Genomic DNA, 16796 nt, shown 5'->3' with positions numbered 1-16796 from the left:
ATGGTAAACTATACTAGATTTCGAAATCTGAAAGGAAGTATAGCATATGCGTAAAGGTGAAAATTACAACACTGGTTGTGAACCAAACCAAAGACCTAAGAACAAGAAAAACGCAAAGAAGCGTGTTGCTCACGTAGCAGCAGTTGTTGCATTTCTTAACAAGGCCGTAAAAGACGAAAACAAGTAATTTCGTTTTTTAAAATTAAGAAATAGAGAATGGCTACTAAGAGAGCGTTAGCTTTTTTAGTAGCCTTTTTTCATGCAATGGGAGTTTTGAGAAGGTTAGGTTATGAATAAAAAATATATTAGATTAGTATATTTTGCACTGCTGGCAGCACTGCTTTTTCCAATTATTACATTTTGGCTAGCGGATTCTTTCCAAATTAACGTGATTAACGGTTTGTTAATGATTTTTGTATTAGCAATCTTCGTTGGCCTATTTTCAGCTAGTTACTTAGTTAGTTGGCTGATTATTATTTTGACTACAGTCGCAGTTGCTTTTTTGCTGCTGGGGTATGTGGTAATGGCAAGTACTGAAAAGACATTCTTGATTATTGCCTTTCCGGTTGAAGCAAGTTTATTAAGTGTAGTGCGACACTATATTTTGGACTGGGGTATTGTCTCTGGTCGTGAAAGCTATGCTAAGCGCTTGATAGGCCACTATGATTTAAACGTGAAGCTGCAGACTTATTGCAATGCAAGTAAATTTTATGAAGATTATCTGAGAAAGATGAAACGTTACCCTGACATGAATATTTGGGTTAATGCGGAATTGATCAGTTGGGAACATCACCAACAAGTCGAAGAGCACCATCCACGATATCATGCCAAGTTATTACGTGAGATTGCCAAGATTTTAAAGGAGACACGCCTAAGATGCGAGTGTATCTATTACACTGGCGATGGTAAATTCTTGATCCTTTCACCTAGAGTTACAGATGAGATGTATAAGGAATTAGATGAGCAAGCTTACATTGCTTTGCAAAAATTGGATACCGGAATTCCGTTGACGCTTAAGGTAGCAACTCAGAGAGTAGACTTGCAAAACTGTGAAAAGTTTTCTGATCTGGACAAGCTCCTTAAGCATTTGGAACGAGGCCTAGAAACAGATATCATTGTGGAATATTTGAAGGCTGATCAAAATGACTAATTGGTTTTACTTTTTGGCAGTTGGCATTACGTTGATTTTTATCATCTACTTTTTCATCATTTTCTTTTGTACATTAAAAATTTTAAGTAATGTAGAACAGACTTTAATTAAATCGAAGAGGAAGAATGACAATGAGTGATGTAATGCAGATAATTACGTTGATTTCGATTTGGCTATCGCTGCTCATGTCGATGGTTACTCTAAGTGGGGCAATTGCATTTTGGCTAAAGCACAGCAAGGTTTTAGTTAAAATCACACCGCTTCCTCGTTATCCTAAAGTGACGATCGTTGTCCCAGCCCATAACGAAGAATTGGTAATTGAAAATACGGCGACAGCAATTTTGAATCTTAATTATCCTAAGGATAAATTAGAAGTCTTATTTTACGCGGATAACTGTGAGGACCATACTGCAGATGTTCTAGACAGTGTTTTAGCAGAAGAAAGATTTAAAAATCGTAACGCTAAAGTAATTAGACGAACTGGTACCGGTGGTAAGGCCGGAGTTTTAAACGATGCTTGAAAATTGCTCACGGTGAATACCTAGGCGTTTATGATGCAGATGCCATGCCTGAAAGCAATGCACTGTACTTTTTAGTTCGAAAAGTGTTGAAAAATCCTAAGCGTTATATGGCGGCTTTTGGTAGAAATAAAACGCGTAACGCTAAGCAGAACTTTTTAACTAGATGTATCAACCAAGAGATCGTTGTAACGCAGCGAATTCAACACTGCGGTATTTGGCAATTATTCAAAATTGGCCGAATTCCAGGTACTAATTTCATTATTAATAAAGAATATGTAGAATCAATCGGTGGCTGGCGTAATGGTGCCTTGACCGAAGATACCGATATTTCCTTTAAGATTATGGGCTCAGGCAAATTGATTGCACTGGCTTATAACTCTGAAGCTTTCCAGCAAGAACCAGAAAGATTGAAAGACTATTACTTCCAGCGTTTGCGATGGGCTAAAGGTAACTACGAAGTGGTCATCAACAACTTCAAGCACTTGTTTGATCGAAGCGATTGGCGCGTAAAACTAGAAACGTTTTATTACTCATGTACTTTCTTCTGGTTTAATGCCGCAATTATTTTGTCTGATATTATTTTCTTAGCCAATGTGATTGCAATGATCGTCCACATTTGGAAGCCAGGAGTGCAATTGCCATTCACAATTACTTCAAGTAACATCTTGCTGGCACAGATTTTGTTGCTTAATTGGCTACTGATGATTTTGCTTTATATTTTGCAAATTTATGCGGCCATGTGTACGCAGTTTGGTCAGGCAACTACTGGGCAAATTTGGCTAGCCTTGGCCTCATATTTCTCATATTCGCAATTGTTTATCGTAGTTTCCGTTCATGCAGTATGTTCAGTTACGGCCGATAGATTGTTCCACCGTGATAGTGCTAAGTGGGTCAAGACGAAGAGATTTGCCGATTAAGGAAGAAAAATGAAGAGACTAAATCATAATCATCATTTATCCCTGTATTTTATAGTGGTTATCGCTATTTTTTCAGGGATTATGGCATATGTACGATTGCAAAACAGTAGCCAATTGCGCCACAATTTTTATAGACAATGGCACAAAGATTACGTTGTTAAAGTTAATAAACAAGAGAGTTTTATTGATACGACGCCAAAAACAGAAACCAGAACCGCGCTATCTGAAGGGCAAGGCTACGGCATGTATATTGCTGTTTTGTCTGCTAAAGGAAAGTGGAGCAAGAAAGAATATTTTGATCAACTGAATAATTTTTATCTCAAGCACCGCGAAACGATTAATAAAGACAAGACAGCATTAATGTCTTGGCGTGCCGTTGAAAATAATGGTTACTGGACGATTAATAAAAATAGTGCCACAGACGGTGACTTATTTATTGCCCAGGCATTATTACTAGCCAGCAAGCAGTGGCATGATGATAAGTATCAAAAAGAAGCGCATGCTATTTTGCAAGATATTTTGCGCTATGAGTATAATCCTGATACTGAAACGCTGACTGTCGGAGACTGGCTGATTCGAAGTCCAAATACTACAATTTAATGCGGACTTCTGATGTGATGCCGGAATTCTTCGACAACTTTTATCAAGAAACAGATGATAAGCGCTGGCTCGTGATCAAAAATACGATGCTTAAGCGACTTAACCAGCTCAGTCATCAAAATAAAACTGGCTTAGTGCCTGATTTTGCTTGGGTAAGCAAAAATGACGCCAAACCGGTTAAGCCTAAGACTATTTCAACGGAAAATGATGGCTGCTATTCTGCTAATGCTTGTCGTGTTCCGATGATGCTGGCGGGATGCAATGATCGCTCAGCACAGAACACTTTAAAGAGGATGCTTAAATTCTTTAGTAAGCAAAACACCATAACAGCAGGCTATACTCTAAAAGGTAAGCCATTAAACAAGTACCAGTCTGCCAGCTTCAGTGCGCCGATTTTCGATGCCGTATCGTTCAATCGAAATGAAGGCTATGACGATTTGTTCATGTCTCAGCAGTATATTTTTACGCGTCATTTACCGGGAAATAATTATTATGATGCCGCATTGACGACAATGGCTGCTTTAGATGCTGATAAGCTATAAAAAAATCCCACAAAAGTGGGACTTTTTTTATTTTTGTTTTTATTTATTCACTTATTCTTGCATCCCGGCAAATGCTCGTTGCAAAGCTAGGGAAACAATTAGAGCTAAAAGATCGATGACGATGAAGACGACTAGGGTCACAAAGTAGTTGTGCAGTATTTGGTGAGTGTAGGATAACAAAATTGGACCTACCATTCCCGCTGCGGCCCATGCCGTTAAGACATATCCATGAATTGCTCCTAATTCACGAGTACCAAAAACGTCGCCTAAATATACTGGAATTACTGAAAAGCCAGCACCGTAACATGATAAGAGTAGGCAAAGGGCAAGAGCAAAAATCACGGGTACTTTGCACAAGATTAAGGTGATTAACATGGCGATATCCAAAATAAAGATGGCGCTGTAAGTTCTAGGCCTACCAATATAGTCTGATAAAGTTGCCCAAATTAAACGACCAAAACCGTTGAATAAACCTAGGATACCGACCATTATGGCAGCGGTATTTGCTGTCATGTTTGTCATCGACTGTGCCATTGGCGAAGCGGCAGACACTAGGGCAATACCGGTAGTGATATTGATGAAAAACATGAACCATAATGACCAAAACATTGGGGTTCTGACTGCTTCGTTAGCTGTCATGTTTTGACCAGTTAGGCTGAAATGACTTGCTTTTTTGATCACTGCTTTTGGCAATTCATTTTGACGCGGTTTTTTAATAAATTGGGCAGCTATAATCATGACCAGAAAATAAAAGATACCTAAAATATAAAAGGTTCTGGAAACACCAAAACTTGCCATTAGAGTTTGAGCAATTGGACCCGTCAATAAAGCCGCAAAGCCAAAGCCCATGATGCTAAACCGGTAGCTAGGCCACGCTTGTCCGGAAACCAGCGGATGATTGTAGAAACAGGAGTTACGTAACCTGCTCCAAGGCCTAATCCGCCGATTACACCATAAGCTAAGTAAAGTAGCCATAGTTGTTGGTTGCTAATTGCAATCCCAGTTAAAAAGACACCCAAACCGTAACAAACACTAGAAATTGTACCAGTGATTGTGGGTCCGAACTTTTCAACTAAACGTCCCATAAAGGCTGCTGACATCCCTAAAAAGAAAATAGCTAAACTAAAGGCAAAAGAAACGGAGGTTTCTGCCCAACCTGTTTGTTTAACAATCGGACCGGTAAAAACGCTCCAGGCATAGACGCCGCCGATCATTAAATGCAGTGTGATCCCGGCTGAGGCGATAACGTATCTATTTCTAGTTTTTATCATTGATCCCCTCCATAAAACAAGAACAAATATTGATGAAACTAAATAATTATTAATTATCTAAAAGATACGTTATTAATTATTATCTGTCAAGAGAAATACTTTATATAAAACACAAACAATACTGCCAAAATCCAGCTATATTTGCAACTCATTTTGATTTTTGTTAACATAGTAAAAATTTTTAAACATTTTTAGCAATAAATTTTTAAGAGGAGGACAAAAAATGGGATTAAATGCATACATTCAAGGTTTTAACAGTTTAGAGTCAATCGATCGCGCACCAGGTTACTTCAAGTACCACCACCACTCAGTAGCTGATCACTGCTTCAGAACAGCTGAACTCGCACAAATGATGGGTGATATCGAAGAAGTTCACGGCAATAAGAAGATCAATTGGAAGGCCCTTTACGAAAAGAGTTTGAATCACGATTATACTGAACGTTTCATCGGTGATATTAAGACACCAGTTAAATACGCTACTCCTCAACTTAGAAAGATGATTGGTGACGTTGAAGAAACAATGACCACCAAGTTCATTAAGGATGAGATTCCAGAAGAATTTCAAGAAATTTATACTAAACGTCTCTCAGAAGGCAAAGATGATACTTTAGAGGGTAAAATTTTATCAATCTGTGATAAATTAGATTTGTTATATGAAGCTTATGGAGAAATCGAATTAGGTAATCCGAACCCGGTTTATATGCAAATGTTCAAGGAAAGTCTTGAAACGATCAAGAAGTTCGACGATTTAGTTTGCGTACAATACTTTATTAAGAAAATTTTGCCAGATCTTTTTAAAGGTGATTTCGCGGGAAAGGATAAGATGCAACGAATAGCTTTTAGCATTCTATTGTTAGGGGATGATTAGGTGAAATTTCAATGTAGTTCATGCGGGCTGCGCATGGACTCTTTGCATTTTAAGCAAGAGGGGTTAATGAATCCTAAGTTGACCAGTATTTGCGACATTTGTATCACGCGCAACCTGAATCCGGAAGATTACGCAAATGATGCGGTCGCAACTTTTGCTCAAAGCTTGCTTTACACGTTTGTCGGTGCAAAGAAACAAGATCAATCAGGTTTTATTGTGAAAAATAAAAAGGACCGTAAAAAATACGAGGCCTTTTTACAAGATTATGATGGCAATGAAATCGCCCGCCAACAGATTAAAAGGTCTGATTTGAATTTGGCGGTAATTAAAAGCGAAGATGGCAAGCTTAATTATGTGCCTAACCAAGGCGTAACTTTTGAGCAAAATTTAAAAGAAATGGATTTGGAGATCAATTTCCAGTTAAACGAAGTTGATTTTATTGATCGTGAACGCATTCGGGCCAAGTATAAATACCGCTGCCAATATTGCGGCAGACGTGGCCGCAGCGTAGATCATAAGGATCCTGTTTCTCTTAGTCACAACAACAGCTTAGATAATTTAACTTTAGCTTGTGCGGAATGCAATCGAATTAAGTCGGATATGCCTTATAAGTTGTTTATTCAACTGAATGATCAAATTTCTGAGATCAATAAAAAGCTAGTTAAGTATGAAGATGCACTGGGTACTTTGAGAGAAGAATTTGAGCATCGTCGGCGCTATTTAGCGGCTCAAGTACATCTTAAGGGCGTGATCAATGATCCTGAGCTAAATGCGATTAGAAAGCAAAATAAGAGCTTACAGGATGCCATTGATAGTTTACAAAGTGATTATGATGATTTGCGTCAAACGCGCAAGACGTATTTTGATACGGGCTGGAGATTAGCTCGCATTAAGGAAAATAAGGATATTATTTAAAACGTAAAAAAGCGCTATTTTTTGTAAACTCAATTCAAAATAAAAAATGAGTTTTAAAAAGATCATCCCCATATAGGAATGATCTTTTTAATTTCGATCTATCTAATTCGATCTTCTGGCTCAAATAAATATTTGTCCCATTTAACTTCATTTTGAACAGTAGGGTGGAAGAGCAAGAATGCTAGCAACAGTTGACCAACGTAAGGAATTACGCCCAGCCACCACCAACCACCGTTAAAGCCTGCGTCGTGCAGACGACGAACAGTGTGACCTAATTGTGCTAAAAAGGCCCAAATAGCTGCTGCAATAAAGAAAATAATAAAAGTGATGAAGATTACACCGATTACCTTGGCATCGCCAGAATCAAATTCAATAACGCTGAAAGGAGCTAAAAGCATGAAAGCGAGTAGGTAACAAGCAAATACGCCGATTGTCATGATAACTTGGCTAATTGCAGTACCTACCCAGAATGAGGTTCTAGTAGATCTAGCATCCCACTTGAAGCAGTCAAAGAAGTGTTCCTTCAAGATTTGACCAATAGTTGGTATAGGAACATTACTTTTTGCGCCGCCCTCAGGATAATCTTGATCGCTGAACAAGTACTTGCCCCATTTAACCTTGTGTTGGACAGATGGTTGAAGTGCTAAGTAAAACATAAACATTGTGCCATAACCAGTGAAGGTAGCCCAGTACCAGTAGCCGCTGTAGCCAACGTCATGCAAACGACGGATCATTTGACCAAGGCCAGCTAGAAATACCCAGACATAGATAGCAATCGCAACCACAGCGTCGATTACTCTGATACCTGGATTAAGGCCTTCATTGAAAGCATAGAAGCCAACTACAATAGCTAAAATGGCAATAATGAAGTTGGTTAAGACGCTCCACCAGTAGGACTTACGAGTGGTTCTTGCGCTCCAATCGAAGGGATGCAAGTAGGTTTCGTTTAAAATTTGACTAAAACTTTCTGCGGGTGGTTTTGGTAAATCTTCATCATACGATTTGACGAAGTAATACACTCTTTCATTCATAAATATTCCTCCAATTAATTTTTTATTAATTATAAACTAAAAAAGCAGAGAAGTAATCAAACTTCTCTGCTTTTAAAATTTTAAAAGTCCATTTTTCTGAAGTTACTCAGGAACTTTTGTGTCTTTTCGTTCTTTGGATGATCAAAGATTTGATCAGGTGAACCTTGTTCAGTAATGATACCGTCACTGATGAACAATACACGGTCTGAAATGCTCTTGGCAAAGCCCATTTCGTGGGTAACGATCACCATCGTCAAACCGGTTGTAGCAAGCTTTTGCATAACGTCTAGTACTTCGCCAACCATTTCTGGGTCAAGGGCACTAGTTGGTTCGTCGAACAATAAAACTTCTGGATTCATTGAAATCGCACGGGCAATAGCAACACGCTGTTGTTGACCACCAGATAATTGTTGTGGTTTAGCCTTGATAAATGGATCCATACCAACCTTTTTAAGGTTCTCCATAGCAATCTTACGTGCTTCGTCTTTTGAACGCTTGAGGACCAATTCTTGGCCGATCATGCAGTTTTCCAAAACATTCTTGTTTTCGAATAAGTCGAATTGCTGGAATACCATGCCGACCTTAGATCTAAAGGCATTACGGTTGTAACCAGGTGCCAAAATATTTTCACCGTGGAAATCGATCTCGCCACCAGTAGGTTCTTCGAGCAAGTTGATGCAGCGAAGGGTAGTAGACTTACCACCACCGGAAGGACCAATGATGGTCACGATCTCGCCTTTGTTGATATCGAAAGAAATGTCCTTCAATACCTTGTGAGCCCCATAGGACTTTTGCATATGCTTTAAACTTAAAATTACTTCGTTTGATTCAGTCATTAATTGTTTGCCTCCGCATCTTTTGGAGTACCAACTTGAACTTGGTTAGCCATCAAGTTGTAATTCTTGTTACCTTCGAGTCTCTTTTCAATGAAGTTGAAGATTCTAGTAATAGTAAAGGTCAAAATCAAGTAGATTGCTGAAATCATTAAGTAAGTTGGGAAGAACTTGAATGATTGACTGGCAATAGTAGTACCAACGAAGAACAATTCAGAAACTGAGATGATACTCAATACTGAAGTATCCTTGATGTTAACGATAAATTCGTTGGTGATTGATGGTAAACAGTTTCTAATAGCTTGAGGCAAGATGATATGCCACATTCTTTGGTTGTGGGTCATACCAAGTGCACTAGCTGCTTCGAATTGACCTTCTGGAGTTGAAATAATACCACCACGGATAACTTCGGCCAAGTAGGCACCAGTGTTGATGGAAACAATGATCAAAGCGGCAACGGTTCTGTTCAAGTTCAAGTGCCAGAATTGAGCAATACCGTAGTAAATTACGGCTGCCTGAACCATCATTGGAGTACCACGGAAGATTTCAACATAAACTGATAATAACCACTTAACAAAGTTTAATGCCCAGCGCTTGCCGCGAGTAGTAGGTGTTGGAATAGTACGAACGATACCAACGAGCAAACCGATGAAGAAACCAACGATAGTACCAACTAAAGCTAAGAGCAAAGTCATGCCGATACCTGACATGATCATGCCACCGTATTGCTTCCAGGTAGTAACAAGCCAGTTTTCCTTCTTAGTTTGGTTACCAGCCTTAGGTTGTTCCTTAACGGCTTGTGCCATTAATTGATCACGCTTTTTGTTAGAAATAGTTCTCAAAGTAGCGTTAACTTCGTTTAAAAGTTTAGTGTTGCCTTTCTTGACACCGATACTAGTAACGGAATCGTCGTGGTCAACCTTGAAGCCGGCCATCTTGTTCAAGTTAATGGCAACGATGTTAGGGTTAACGTTGTGGTAACTTTCAAATTCGATGTCTTCGGCAACGTAACCGTCGATAGTGCCTGAAGCTAAACTTTGACGCATAGCTGAGAAGTCACGCATCGCAGGTTGACGCTTAGCACCCTTTAATTGCTTGATTAAGTTGTAGTGCAAAGTACCTTGTTGAGCGGTTAACTTAGCACCTTTAAAGTCAGTTAATTTCTTAGCATTTGAGTACTTGCTTGCCTTGTTAGTGATAACAACGAAAGTACTCTTACGGTAAGGTTCTGAGAAGTTGATGGCCTTACGTCTTTCAGGAGTAGGTGACATACCAGCAATGATCAAGTCAATTTTGCCTGAAGTTAAAGCTGGTAAAAGTCCATCCCATTGGGTCTTTTCAACGATAACCTTTTTATGAAGTCTCTTACCAATGATCTTGGCAATTTGAACATCATAACCGTTAGCGTATGAGTTAGAACCATCGATATGAACCGCACCATTAGTTTTGGTTGGTTGAGTCCAGTTATATGGTGGGTAGTTAGCTTCCATACCGATCTTTAATGTGCCGGAATCTTTTTTAGCAGCTTGAGTCGAATTACTACTAAAGCTGAAACCGATAAATATACTGAGGAGCACTGTAAGTAATGCAGTGATCCATCTAAATCTTGACTTCAATTGTAAAACCTCCGAAAAAATAGTTTTAACATAAAGCCAATACAATAAAGCGTAAATAAAACCCTCGTTTGCCAAAACAAACGAGGGTCATAATCATCAGTATTTAAACCAAATCTTATAGCGCTCCCTGGGGACTAACCAGGACAGTCTATAGAATATTGTTCTATAGCCCAACAGATCAACACGCGAATGTTAAATCCATTTCGGCGGCAGCCTAAGATAACCTTCATTGTCTTCGCGGACTCTGAATTATCTTGTGGTTGTCGCAACCTCTATTGCATTGGAAAATTATTTAACTGATAAAAAGATTAAAAGAAAAATGAAAGTTTGTCAAGCCCAACCGTTGCTGTAAGCGCAATCTCTTTTTTTCATATCTGAAACGTAAGGATTACCAGCAACGTAAAAACGTAATTTCTTGTTAGCCCAGACAGGATCAGATTGATTAATCCCGACGCGTTTATCTGCGATTATTTCCTGGGCAATACGTTTATGATTATCGTCTAAATCGATGATAAATGGCGAATCTGAAAGAAAATGTAGATTCCAGTTTTTATCGTGGATACCAAAAGCTTGCATCATTTTAGCAGGACCGTTGGTGAGGAGAACTCCGCTTTTACCATTTCTGTTTTTAACCATAGTATCAATGCCCCAAACAGGATCAATTGCGCGAATCAAAACTCCTTGTGGCTCATTTTCTTTTTGGCAGGAAACATCGAAGAAAAAGTATTGTCGTTGAGCATAAATATAAATGGTGCCGCCAGTGCGATAAAGGCCTTCGTTAGAGGGACTGCGGCGACCACCGTAAGAGTGGGCAGCACGGTCGAGTTTTCCCATGTAAGCTTCGGCCTCTACGATATAGCCGCCAAGTTTTTCTGTTCTATTATTAAAAGTGAGTGGTCGTCCAATTAAATCACGGGTGATTTCGTCAGTGGGACGGTTAGTAAAATATTCTGCGTAATCCATAAAGTGCCTCGTTGTTTCTAATTTTTGCTTTTAGTAATACACTAAAAAAAGAAGCGAGGAATTTCAAATGACGGAAATTAAATTAGTACGAATTTATGATCATGAACAACCCGAAGGCTACCGAATTTTAGTTGATCGGATGTGGCCACGTGGTATGAGTAAAGTTAAGGCAGACTTGGTGAATGGGATAAGCAGATTGGCCCAACAACTGAATTAAGAAAATGGTTTAACCATGAAGATGAAAAATTCCTTGAGTTTAAGGAAAAGTACATCAAGGAATTGGATGAAAATGACTTCACGCCTGAATTTATTGAGATAGTAAAGAATAAGTTAAAGTCTGGCGATGTTCTGTTTCTTTATGGAGCAAAAAATAGGGAACATAATCAAGCAGTTGTACTTAAGGAATATGTTGAAAATAAAATGTAACTAAAAAACTTACCTCAATTGAGATAAGCTTTTTGCTTTCTATAAATGTTTATGTCCATGCTTTCTGATGCGCCAGAAGTGGAAAATAATGGTTATACCTAAAATTGCAAAGACGAGAATTGCGAATGCTGTATTAGGCATTTCCCATCTTAGTGGTGGCAAAGCAAGCAACAATTTCAATGCAATAATCGCAATCAAAACATAAGCCATTGGCTGCAATTCCGGAATAATGTCCATCAATTTGATGATGATCTCGGCCACACCTCTCATGCAAAGGATACCGATCATTCCACCAATCAGAACAACTACTGGGTTATCAGAAATAGCCAAAGCTGCAAGAACGGAGTCGATTGAAAAGACGATGTCCATTGATTCAATCGAAATAACTGTCCGCCAGAAAAGAGAAAGGACGTGTTTTTTCTTCTTTTTCTTTCCTTTATGACGTGCTTCTTCACGCTCTTCCTTTTCTTTTTCGTGTTCAGCTGCTTGCTTAGGGTGGCGCTGATCATAGAAGAACTTGAATGATAGGTAGAACAAATAAATACTACCAGCTAATTTGATCTCCCAAAAGTTGATCAAGTAAGTACCAATCCCGATAACGATGAATCTAAAAAGGTAAGCTCCCCAAAGTCCATAAATTAAGGATTTTTCCTTTTCAGATTTAGTAGGCAACACCTGAGTCTGAGCTGCTAATACTACAGCGTTATCAACTGAAAGCAGACATTCCATGATGATCAATGTAAGAATGATCATACAATCTTTGCCACTTGTTAAAACGTGCAACCAGTTATTGCCGTCAAAAAAGGGCGCGTACAATTTAAGAATTGACATGCAAGTGACTCTTTTCTAGTTTAATTAATCTAATTTTTTCTTTTTGTCCTAAACGATATGTTCCCACTTTGGAGTTAGACAAGACAACCCTATGGTCGGGGATAAAGATTAGCACTGGATTGAGAGCAACAGCATGTTCCACTGAACGAGCAGATTTTGCATCAGGTAAACTAGTTGCTACATCCCCATAGCTGATAGTCATTCCATACGGAATACGTTGCACTGTTTGCAAAACTCTTCGTTGAAATTCAGTACCAAATTCAGAAATATCAATAGGAACGTCGAATTCTTTTCTCGTTCCGGCAAAATATTCTTTTAGCTGTTGAACGTATGGTGCCAATCTTTTAGGATTACGCACGAGCATCCGGTGAGGATAGAAACTGAAAATAGGAGAAACAGTTTCATCCCCTTTAAGCCCTACATATGTTAAACCGAATTCTGAAGCCGTTAAAAAATAAGTCCACGGCTCAATCGTAACGTAATCATAATAAAAAAACTCTGCCATGTTTTCACCACCCATATAGCTATTGTTTATAAGAATAACAAATCGTTTATTCTAATTCAATTGCTTAAATGCATCGAGTGCGTCCCCAATGATTTGTTTTACGCCAGGAGCAGGAATTTCGGTTTTATTAATCGAATATATTTTTGCGCCTTCTTTACGGTAAGCCAATAGTTGTGCAAATGGGTAGACCACAAAACTAGTGCCACTAATGATTATTAGGTCGGATTTTTGCATAACATTAACCGATTTATTTAACGTATCAGGATTGATTGATTCACCATATAATACGATTTCTGGACGGATAATTCCGCCACAGTTTTGGTGAATATATCCTTGAGCATATTTGTCATAAGAAACGGGCTGATGACATTTAGTGCAATATATATTATACAGGTTGCCGTGGAATTCTGTTACGTGTTTATTACCTGCTTTCGTATCCAATCTGTCGATATTTTGCGTGATTAAATCGCCTTTTTCGTTGCAGATTTGCGCGATTTTTTCGTGGATTAAATTTGGTTTGGCATCGGGGAAGTACATATTATTCATCACGAAGTGATAGAAGAATTCGGGACGATTGTAGAGTGTGCTTTCGCTTAAAATCGTCTCAGGACTTTCCTGTACGCCGTTGTAGATTCCGTTTTTTGAGCGATAATCGGGGATACCAGAGTGTGTAGATACACCAGCTCCTGTTAAGAAGACAACATGTTTTGCATTATCTAAATCTTGTTGCAATTCGGTTAAATCATCATGATTCATATTTTGCCTCCCAAAGAATTCCTATGTATAATTATATATCGACCTTTTGTTATAATAGAAAAAATAAAACGTTGAGGAGAATTCTTATGACATACATGTACTACTTTTATATAGTAATTAACATCTTAATGTTGGCCTATGCTTGTTACAGCTGGTACTGGCAGGCTAAGGTCGAATTCCGTGGTCATTACCGTGTTTCCTCAATTGTTTGGGCCGTCATTTTTATTTGGCTAGGCTTTACTTGGAACTATATTGAAAAAGGTGATCCAGGTTTAAACGTCTTTTTAGCCTTATTCGTATTAATCAGTATCGTTGATGGTTTCTCAGGCTTCAGTCCTAAGAGATTAGTCGTTTCAGGCTATTTCAAGAGAACTGTTAAATACGATAACATTGCATATATCACTTTGATTCAAATCCCTAATCAAAAAAAGCCTTTAGTCGTGGCTCTTTTTAGGACTGAGGACAATAAGTCATACATGATGCGTTTCCGCAATCAAGTTAATGAAGTAGTGCCAGCTCTTCAAAAATATATTGGTAAGAATATTCCCGTTGAAGTCCAATCATAAGATTGGTGAAAGCATACGAGAGAAACTCTGCAAGGTCCGCAACCAGCGGCCTTGCTTTTTTATTTCTCTAGGGGTGAGCAAGTGAGAATGCTTCATATCTTCTTCAAAGACTTGAGCCATTTTTGCATTGAAATCTTTATCATAAAAAATGGCATTATCTTCAAAGTTTAAATTATATGAACGATAATCTTGGTTCATTGAACCGACACTGGAGAATTTATCATCGATGATGGTAGTTTTGGCATGTAAGAATCCATCTTCGTAAATATAAATTTTGACGCCGCAACGGGTTAATTCATTTGCGTACCATTGCGTAGCGCGATAAATAAATGGGTGGTCCGGCTTGCAGGGAATCATGATACGCACATCCACTCCTGAAGCGGCGATGGTTTGCCAAGTGGCAAAAACAGCGTCATCTGGGATCAGGTAAGGTGTTTGAATCCACAACCTTTTTCTTGCAAGAAGCATCAAGCGCATCATACCGTTACGCATGTATGGCGTGTAACGATCGGGCCCATCTGAAACGATCTGTGTAGCGATATCGCCTTGGTGAATATTAGTTTCATCAAGGTCAGGAAAAAGAGTGGAATTAAAGCGAATGAGTTGATCATCGTTCTTAACTGAAGCGTTCCAGTCCATGACGAAGCGTTCTTGCAAAAGCAGGGAAGCAGAACCAACGATACGTACTTGACTGTCACGCCAATGACCAAATTTCTTTTTCTTTCCTAAGTATTGATCACCAATATTGAAACCACCGGTCCAGGAAATCTTACCGTCAATGACTACGATTTTTCGGTGCAAGTGGTAGTTGATGCGGTATCTGGTGATCATGTTTTTAGAAGTGATAAAGGGTACTACTTCACCGCCGGCATCACGTAATTGGTCAAACCAGGCTTTGGTTGCGCCCATTGAACCCCAGGCATCGTAAATTACACGCACCTTTACGCCTTGTTGTGCTTTTTTAATCAGCAGCTGCAAAACACGGTTACCGATGTTGTCGCTGTAAAAAGTATAAAATTCGATATTAACTGTTTCTTTGGCTCTGACAATATCTTTAAGCATGTCATGGAAGAAGGTCTCACCTTCTGTATAAAGCTCGACATTGTTGTTTTTGGTTAAGGGAGACTCGTCGTCTTGATTAAAAAAGTGAATGGCAATTCCACCGGCACTTGAAGTGTCTGCAGGGCTGACTTTTTTCGGTGCCTCCGTGATCGATTCTTGGACATTGCGCAGTCCAATGTGTTTCTGTTTATTAATTGCAAAAATATTTTCCTGGGAAATACCACGGCCAAAGAAGGCATAAAGGGTAATACCGATTACTGGCAAAATAAGTAAAATGATTAGCCAGGCCCAGGTTGTAGAAACGGAACGTCTACGGTGGAAAACAATGTAGAAGGCTAAGATCGTATTAGTTATGAAGATAATTCTGATAAAATCATGCCACCAAATCATTTTCTTCCTCCAAAGAAACTATTTTTTTAAATTAAGGAACTTATCAATAATGTCAATTACAAAAGGATTATCATGCATCCAGCTGTGTTCTGCATCGTTTTTGCCACGAACTTCGACTTCTTGGTAGAAATGGGCTTTAGGAGCCAAAATGTAGCGGATGCTTTTAGCTGATACGACTGAAATAAATTTATCTGTATTGGTATTGTCTAAAACATTGCCATAGATATTCAAGACTGAAATATTAGGATTAAATTTTCTACGGTTGAACAGAAGGTAAAGATAATGCGGGTTCATCATGCTGGGACGTCCATTTTCGTTTAAAACATTAACGTTAGGGATGTCGCCTAAGTAAGTTACGCCATCAAATGGTCCAGCGATGAGGGCACATTTAACTAGGTGAGGAAAGCTCTTGCTTGAAGAATGTTTCATCTCAGTTCTAATGATACAAGGGCAGGCTAATGAGTGAGCCACCGCAATGTAGTTTTTGAAATTATATCTTTTAGATAAAAATGGTAAAACGAAACTTAGATAGTAATCGATGCCGTAGATGCCGACGATTCTTTGGCGAAAGGCAATTTGCACGATGGGATGCTTGTCACCGGTCCAAGTGCCTTCTAGTTTGAAATTGCCGAGCAAATCAACAGTGACTTTTAAAAATTTTTTGTTGCCTTTCTCTTTAGCTGCTTGATGCACCATAACGTTGGTAGTGTAGTCACCGCCGCGAAAGCCGTGGAAGTAAATAATGGGTACTTGCTCGACATCACTTTTTTCAACGACCACATTGTCGGTAATGCGACGCTTGTGCATTTTTAAGAAAATACGGGTTGGAGCAAAAGTTGCAAGCAGTCCTAATGAGATCATATTAAACATGGTCGGCTCTTGCTTTAAATCGTGTTTATGGTTCTTTTCCGCTTCTTCAGCGTATTTCTTGGTATTGAAAAACAACTTTTGCTCACCTTCATTCCTTTTCTATATAATGTGAATAGTAATAAGTACATTTTAACATTTAGTGGAAGTTTTTTGATTTTTGAGG

The 16796-nt window shown here is 38.8% G+C and carries 14 protein-coding genes, 4 pseudogenes and 1 riboswitch; of the genes and pseudogenes, 8 read left to right on the top strand and 10 right to left on the bottom strand.

Annotation, left to right across the window (positions count from 1 at the left end; genetic code table 11):
• The first annotated feature begins 46 nt into the window (after positions 1 to 46).
• From JCM1039_RS12395 to JCM1039_RS11160, 4 genes and pseudogenes are all read left to right on the top strand, one after another.
• Positions 47 to 187: a hypothetical protein gene (locus JCM1039_RS12395; protein WP_155830889.1), complete on the top strand. Its 141-nt coding sequence runs from the start codon at positions 47 to 49 to the stop codon at positions 185 to 187.
• Between the two features lie 102 nt (positions 188 to 289).
• Positions 290 to 1150: a hypothetical protein gene (locus JCM1039_RS07385; protein ID WP_025015269.1), complete on the top strand. Its 861-nt coding sequence runs from the start codon at positions 290 to 292 to the stop codon at positions 1148 to 1150.
• Between the two features lie 131 nt (positions 1151 to 1281).
• Positions 1282 to 2588: pseudogene (locus JCM1039_RS11165) on the top strand (glycosyltransferase family 2 protein).
• A 9-nt stretch (positions 2589 to 2597) separates the two neighbouring features.
• A pseudogene (locus JCM1039_RS11160) lies at positions 2598 to 3730 on the top strand (family 8 glycosyl hydrolase).
• 51 nt (positions 3731 to 3781) lie between these two features.
• Here JCM1039_RS11160 and JCM1039_RS11155 read toward each other — a convergent pair.
• Positions 3782 to 5001 (bottom strand): annotated as a pseudogene (locus JCM1039_RS11155) (L-lactate MFS transporter).
• Positions 5002 to 5224: 223 nt separating this feature from the next.
• Here JCM1039_RS11155 and JCM1039_RS07360 point away from each other — a divergent pair.
• Together JCM1039_RS07360 and JCM1039_RS07355 are read left to right on the top strand one after the other, a co-directional pair.
• Positions 5225 to 5869: a YfbR-like 5'-deoxynucleotidase gene (locus tag JCM1039_RS07360; RefSeq protein ID WP_013436958.1), complete on the top strand. Its 645-nt coding sequence runs from the start codon at positions 5225 to 5227 to the stop codon at positions 5867 to 5869.
• Complete coding sequence (locus JCM1039_RS07355) at positions 5870 to 6784, top strand: HNH endonuclease (protein WP_025015268.1); 915 nt, start codon at positions 5870 to 5872, stop codon at positions 6782 to 6784. It abuts the gene before it with no gap.
• Positions 6785 to 6882: 98 nt separating this feature from the next.
• On the opposite strand, the gene JCM1039_RS07350 is transcribed toward JCM1039_RS07355, so the two are convergent.
• The 4 genes from JCM1039_RS07350 to JCM1039_RS07335 form a co-directional block, all read right to left on the bottom strand.
• Positions 6883 to 7815, bottom strand: coding sequence for a DUF805 domain-containing protein (locus JCM1039_RS07350; RefSeq protein ID WP_025015267.1), 933 nt, complete (start codon positions 7813 to 7815; stop codon positions 6883 to 6885).
• Positions 7816 to 7895: 80 nt separating this feature from the next.
• A complete protein-coding gene (locus JCM1039_RS07345) occupies positions 7896 to 8651 on the bottom strand; it encodes an amino acid ABC transporter ATP-binding protein (protein ID WP_025015266.1) in 756 nt (251 codons plus the stop codon).
• Positions 8651 to 10264 (bottom strand): ABC transporter permease subunit, encoded by a 1614-nt coding sequence (locus JCM1039_RS07340; RefSeq protein WP_025015265.1) that lies wholly within the window; start codon positions 10262 to 10264, stop codon positions 8651 to 8653. The genes JCM1039_RS07345 and JCM1039_RS07340 overlap by 1 nt, the downstream gene beginning before the upstream one ends.
• A 110-nt stretch (positions 10265 to 10374) precedes the next feature.
• Positions 10375 to 10547: riboswitch (Lysine riboswitch) on the bottom strand.
• Between the two features lie 47 nt (positions 10548 to 10594).
• Positions 10595 to 11227, bottom strand: coding sequence for a DNA-3-methyladenine glycosylase (locus tag JCM1039_RS07335; protein ID WP_025015264.1), 633 nt, complete (start codon positions 11225 to 11227; stop codon positions 10595 to 10597).
• A 67-nt stretch (positions 11228 to 11294) separates the two neighbouring features.
• On the opposite strand from JCM1039_RS07335, the pseudogene JCM1039_RS11150 reads away from it, so the two are divergent.
• Positions 11295 to 11653: pseudogene (locus JCM1039_RS11150) on the top strand (DUF488 domain-containing protein).
• A 39-nt stretch (positions 11654 to 11692) separates the two neighbouring features.
• Here the strand turns inward: JCM1039_RS11150 and JCM1039_RS07325 are convergent.
• Genes JCM1039_RS07325 through JCM1039_RS07315 form a run of 3 tightly spaced genes read right to left on the bottom strand, consistent with a single transcriptional unit; the run spans position 11693 to position 13745 of the window.
• A complete protein-coding gene (locus JCM1039_RS07325; RefSeq protein WP_025015263.1) occupies positions 11693 to 12484 on the bottom strand; it encodes a TerC family protein in 792 nt (263 codons plus the stop codon).
• Positions 12471 to 12989: a methylated-DNA--[protein]-cysteine S-methyltransferase gene (locus JCM1039_RS07320; protein ID WP_025015262.1), complete on the bottom strand. Its 519-nt coding sequence runs from the start codon at positions 12987 to 12989 to the stop codon at positions 12471 to 12473. The genes JCM1039_RS07325 and JCM1039_RS07320 overlap by 14 nt, the downstream gene beginning before the upstream one ends.
• A gap of 51 nt (positions 12990 to 13040) precedes the next feature.
• Positions 13041 to 13745: an NAD-dependent protein deacylase gene (locus tag JCM1039_RS07315; RefSeq protein WP_025015261.1), complete on the bottom strand. Its 705-nt coding sequence runs from the start codon at positions 13743 to 13745 to the stop codon at positions 13041 to 13043.
• A gap of 86 nt (positions 13746 to 13831) precedes the next feature.
• Here JCM1039_RS07315 and JCM1039_RS07310 point away from each other — a divergent pair, with 86 nt between their 5' ends.
• Positions 13832 to 14311, top strand: a complete 480-nt coding sequence (locus JCM1039_RS07310) for a hypothetical protein (protein WP_025015260.1) — start codon at positions 13832 to 13834, stop codon at positions 14309 to 14311.
• On the opposite strand, the gene cls is transcribed toward JCM1039_RS07310, so the two are convergent.
• Together cls and JCM1039_RS07300 are read right to left on the bottom strand one after the other, a co-directional pair.
• On the bottom strand, positions 14306 to 15763 hold the full coding sequence (gene cls, locus JCM1039_RS07305) for a cardiolipin synthase (protein WP_025015259.1): 1458 nt from the start codon (positions 15761 to 15763) through the stop codon (positions 14306 to 14308). The two genes, JCM1039_RS07310 and cls, sit on opposite strands and share 6 nt — an antisense overlap.
• Before the next feature lie 18 nt (positions 15764 to 15781).
• Positions 15782 to 16708, bottom strand: a complete 927-nt coding sequence (locus JCM1039_RS07300) for an alpha/beta hydrolase (RefSeq protein ID WP_025015258.1) — start codon at positions 16706 to 16708, stop codon at positions 15782 to 15784.
• Positions 16709 to 16796: the final 88 nt, after the last annotated feature.

It is taken from the genome of Lactobacillus kitasatonis DSM 16761 = JCM 1039 (assembly GCF_000615285.1).
GTDB classification, from domain to species: Bacteria; Bacillota; Bacilli; order Lactobacillales; family Lactobacillaceae; genus Lactobacillus; species Lactobacillus kitasatonis.
The sequence above is the reverse complement of the archived record's forward strand: the minus strand, read 5'-3'. Positions and strand labels throughout refer to the sequence as shown.

Coding starts and splice junctions, on each gene's coding strand:
- JCM1039_RS12395 (WP_155830889.1), top strand. CDS start 47: ATGCGTAAAGGTGAAAATTACAACACTGGTTGTGAACCAAACCAAAGA.
- JCM1039_RS07385 (WP_025015269.1), top strand. CDS start 290: ATGAATAAAAAATATATTAGATTAGTATATTTTGCACTGCTGGCAGCA.
- JCM1039_RS07360 (WP_013436958.1), top strand. CDS start 5,225: ATGGGATTAAATGCATACATTCAAGGTTTTAACAGTTTAGAGTCAATC.
- JCM1039_RS07350 (WP_025015267.1), bottom strand. CDS start 7,815: ATGAATGAAAGAGTGTATTACTTCGTCAAATCGTATGATGAAGATTTA.
- JCM1039_RS07345 (WP_025015266.1), bottom strand. CDS start 8,651: ATGACTGAATCAAACGAAGTAATTTTAAGTTTAAAGCATATGCAAAAG.
- JCM1039_RS07335 (WP_025015264.1), bottom strand. CDS start 11,227: ATGGATTACGCAGAATATTTTACTAACCGTCCCACTGACGAAATCACC.
- JCM1039_RS07325 (WP_025015263.1), bottom strand. CDS start 12,484: ATGTCAATTCTTAAATTGTACGCGCCCTTTTTTGACGGCAATAACTGG.
- JCM1039_RS07320 (WP_025015262.1), bottom strand. CDS start 12,989: ATGGCAGAGTTTTTTTATTATGATTACGTTACGATTGAGCCGTGGACT.
- JCM1039_RS07315 (WP_025015261.1), bottom strand. CDS start 13,745: ATGAATCATGATGATTTAACCGAATTGCAACAAGATTTAGATAATGCA.
- JCM1039_RS07310 (WP_025015260.1), top strand. CDS start 13,832: ATGACATACATGTACTACTTTTATATAGTAATTAACATCTTAATGTTG.
- cls (WP_025015259.1), bottom strand. CDS start 15,763: ATGATTTGGTGGCATGATTTTATCAGAATTATCTTCATAACTAATACG.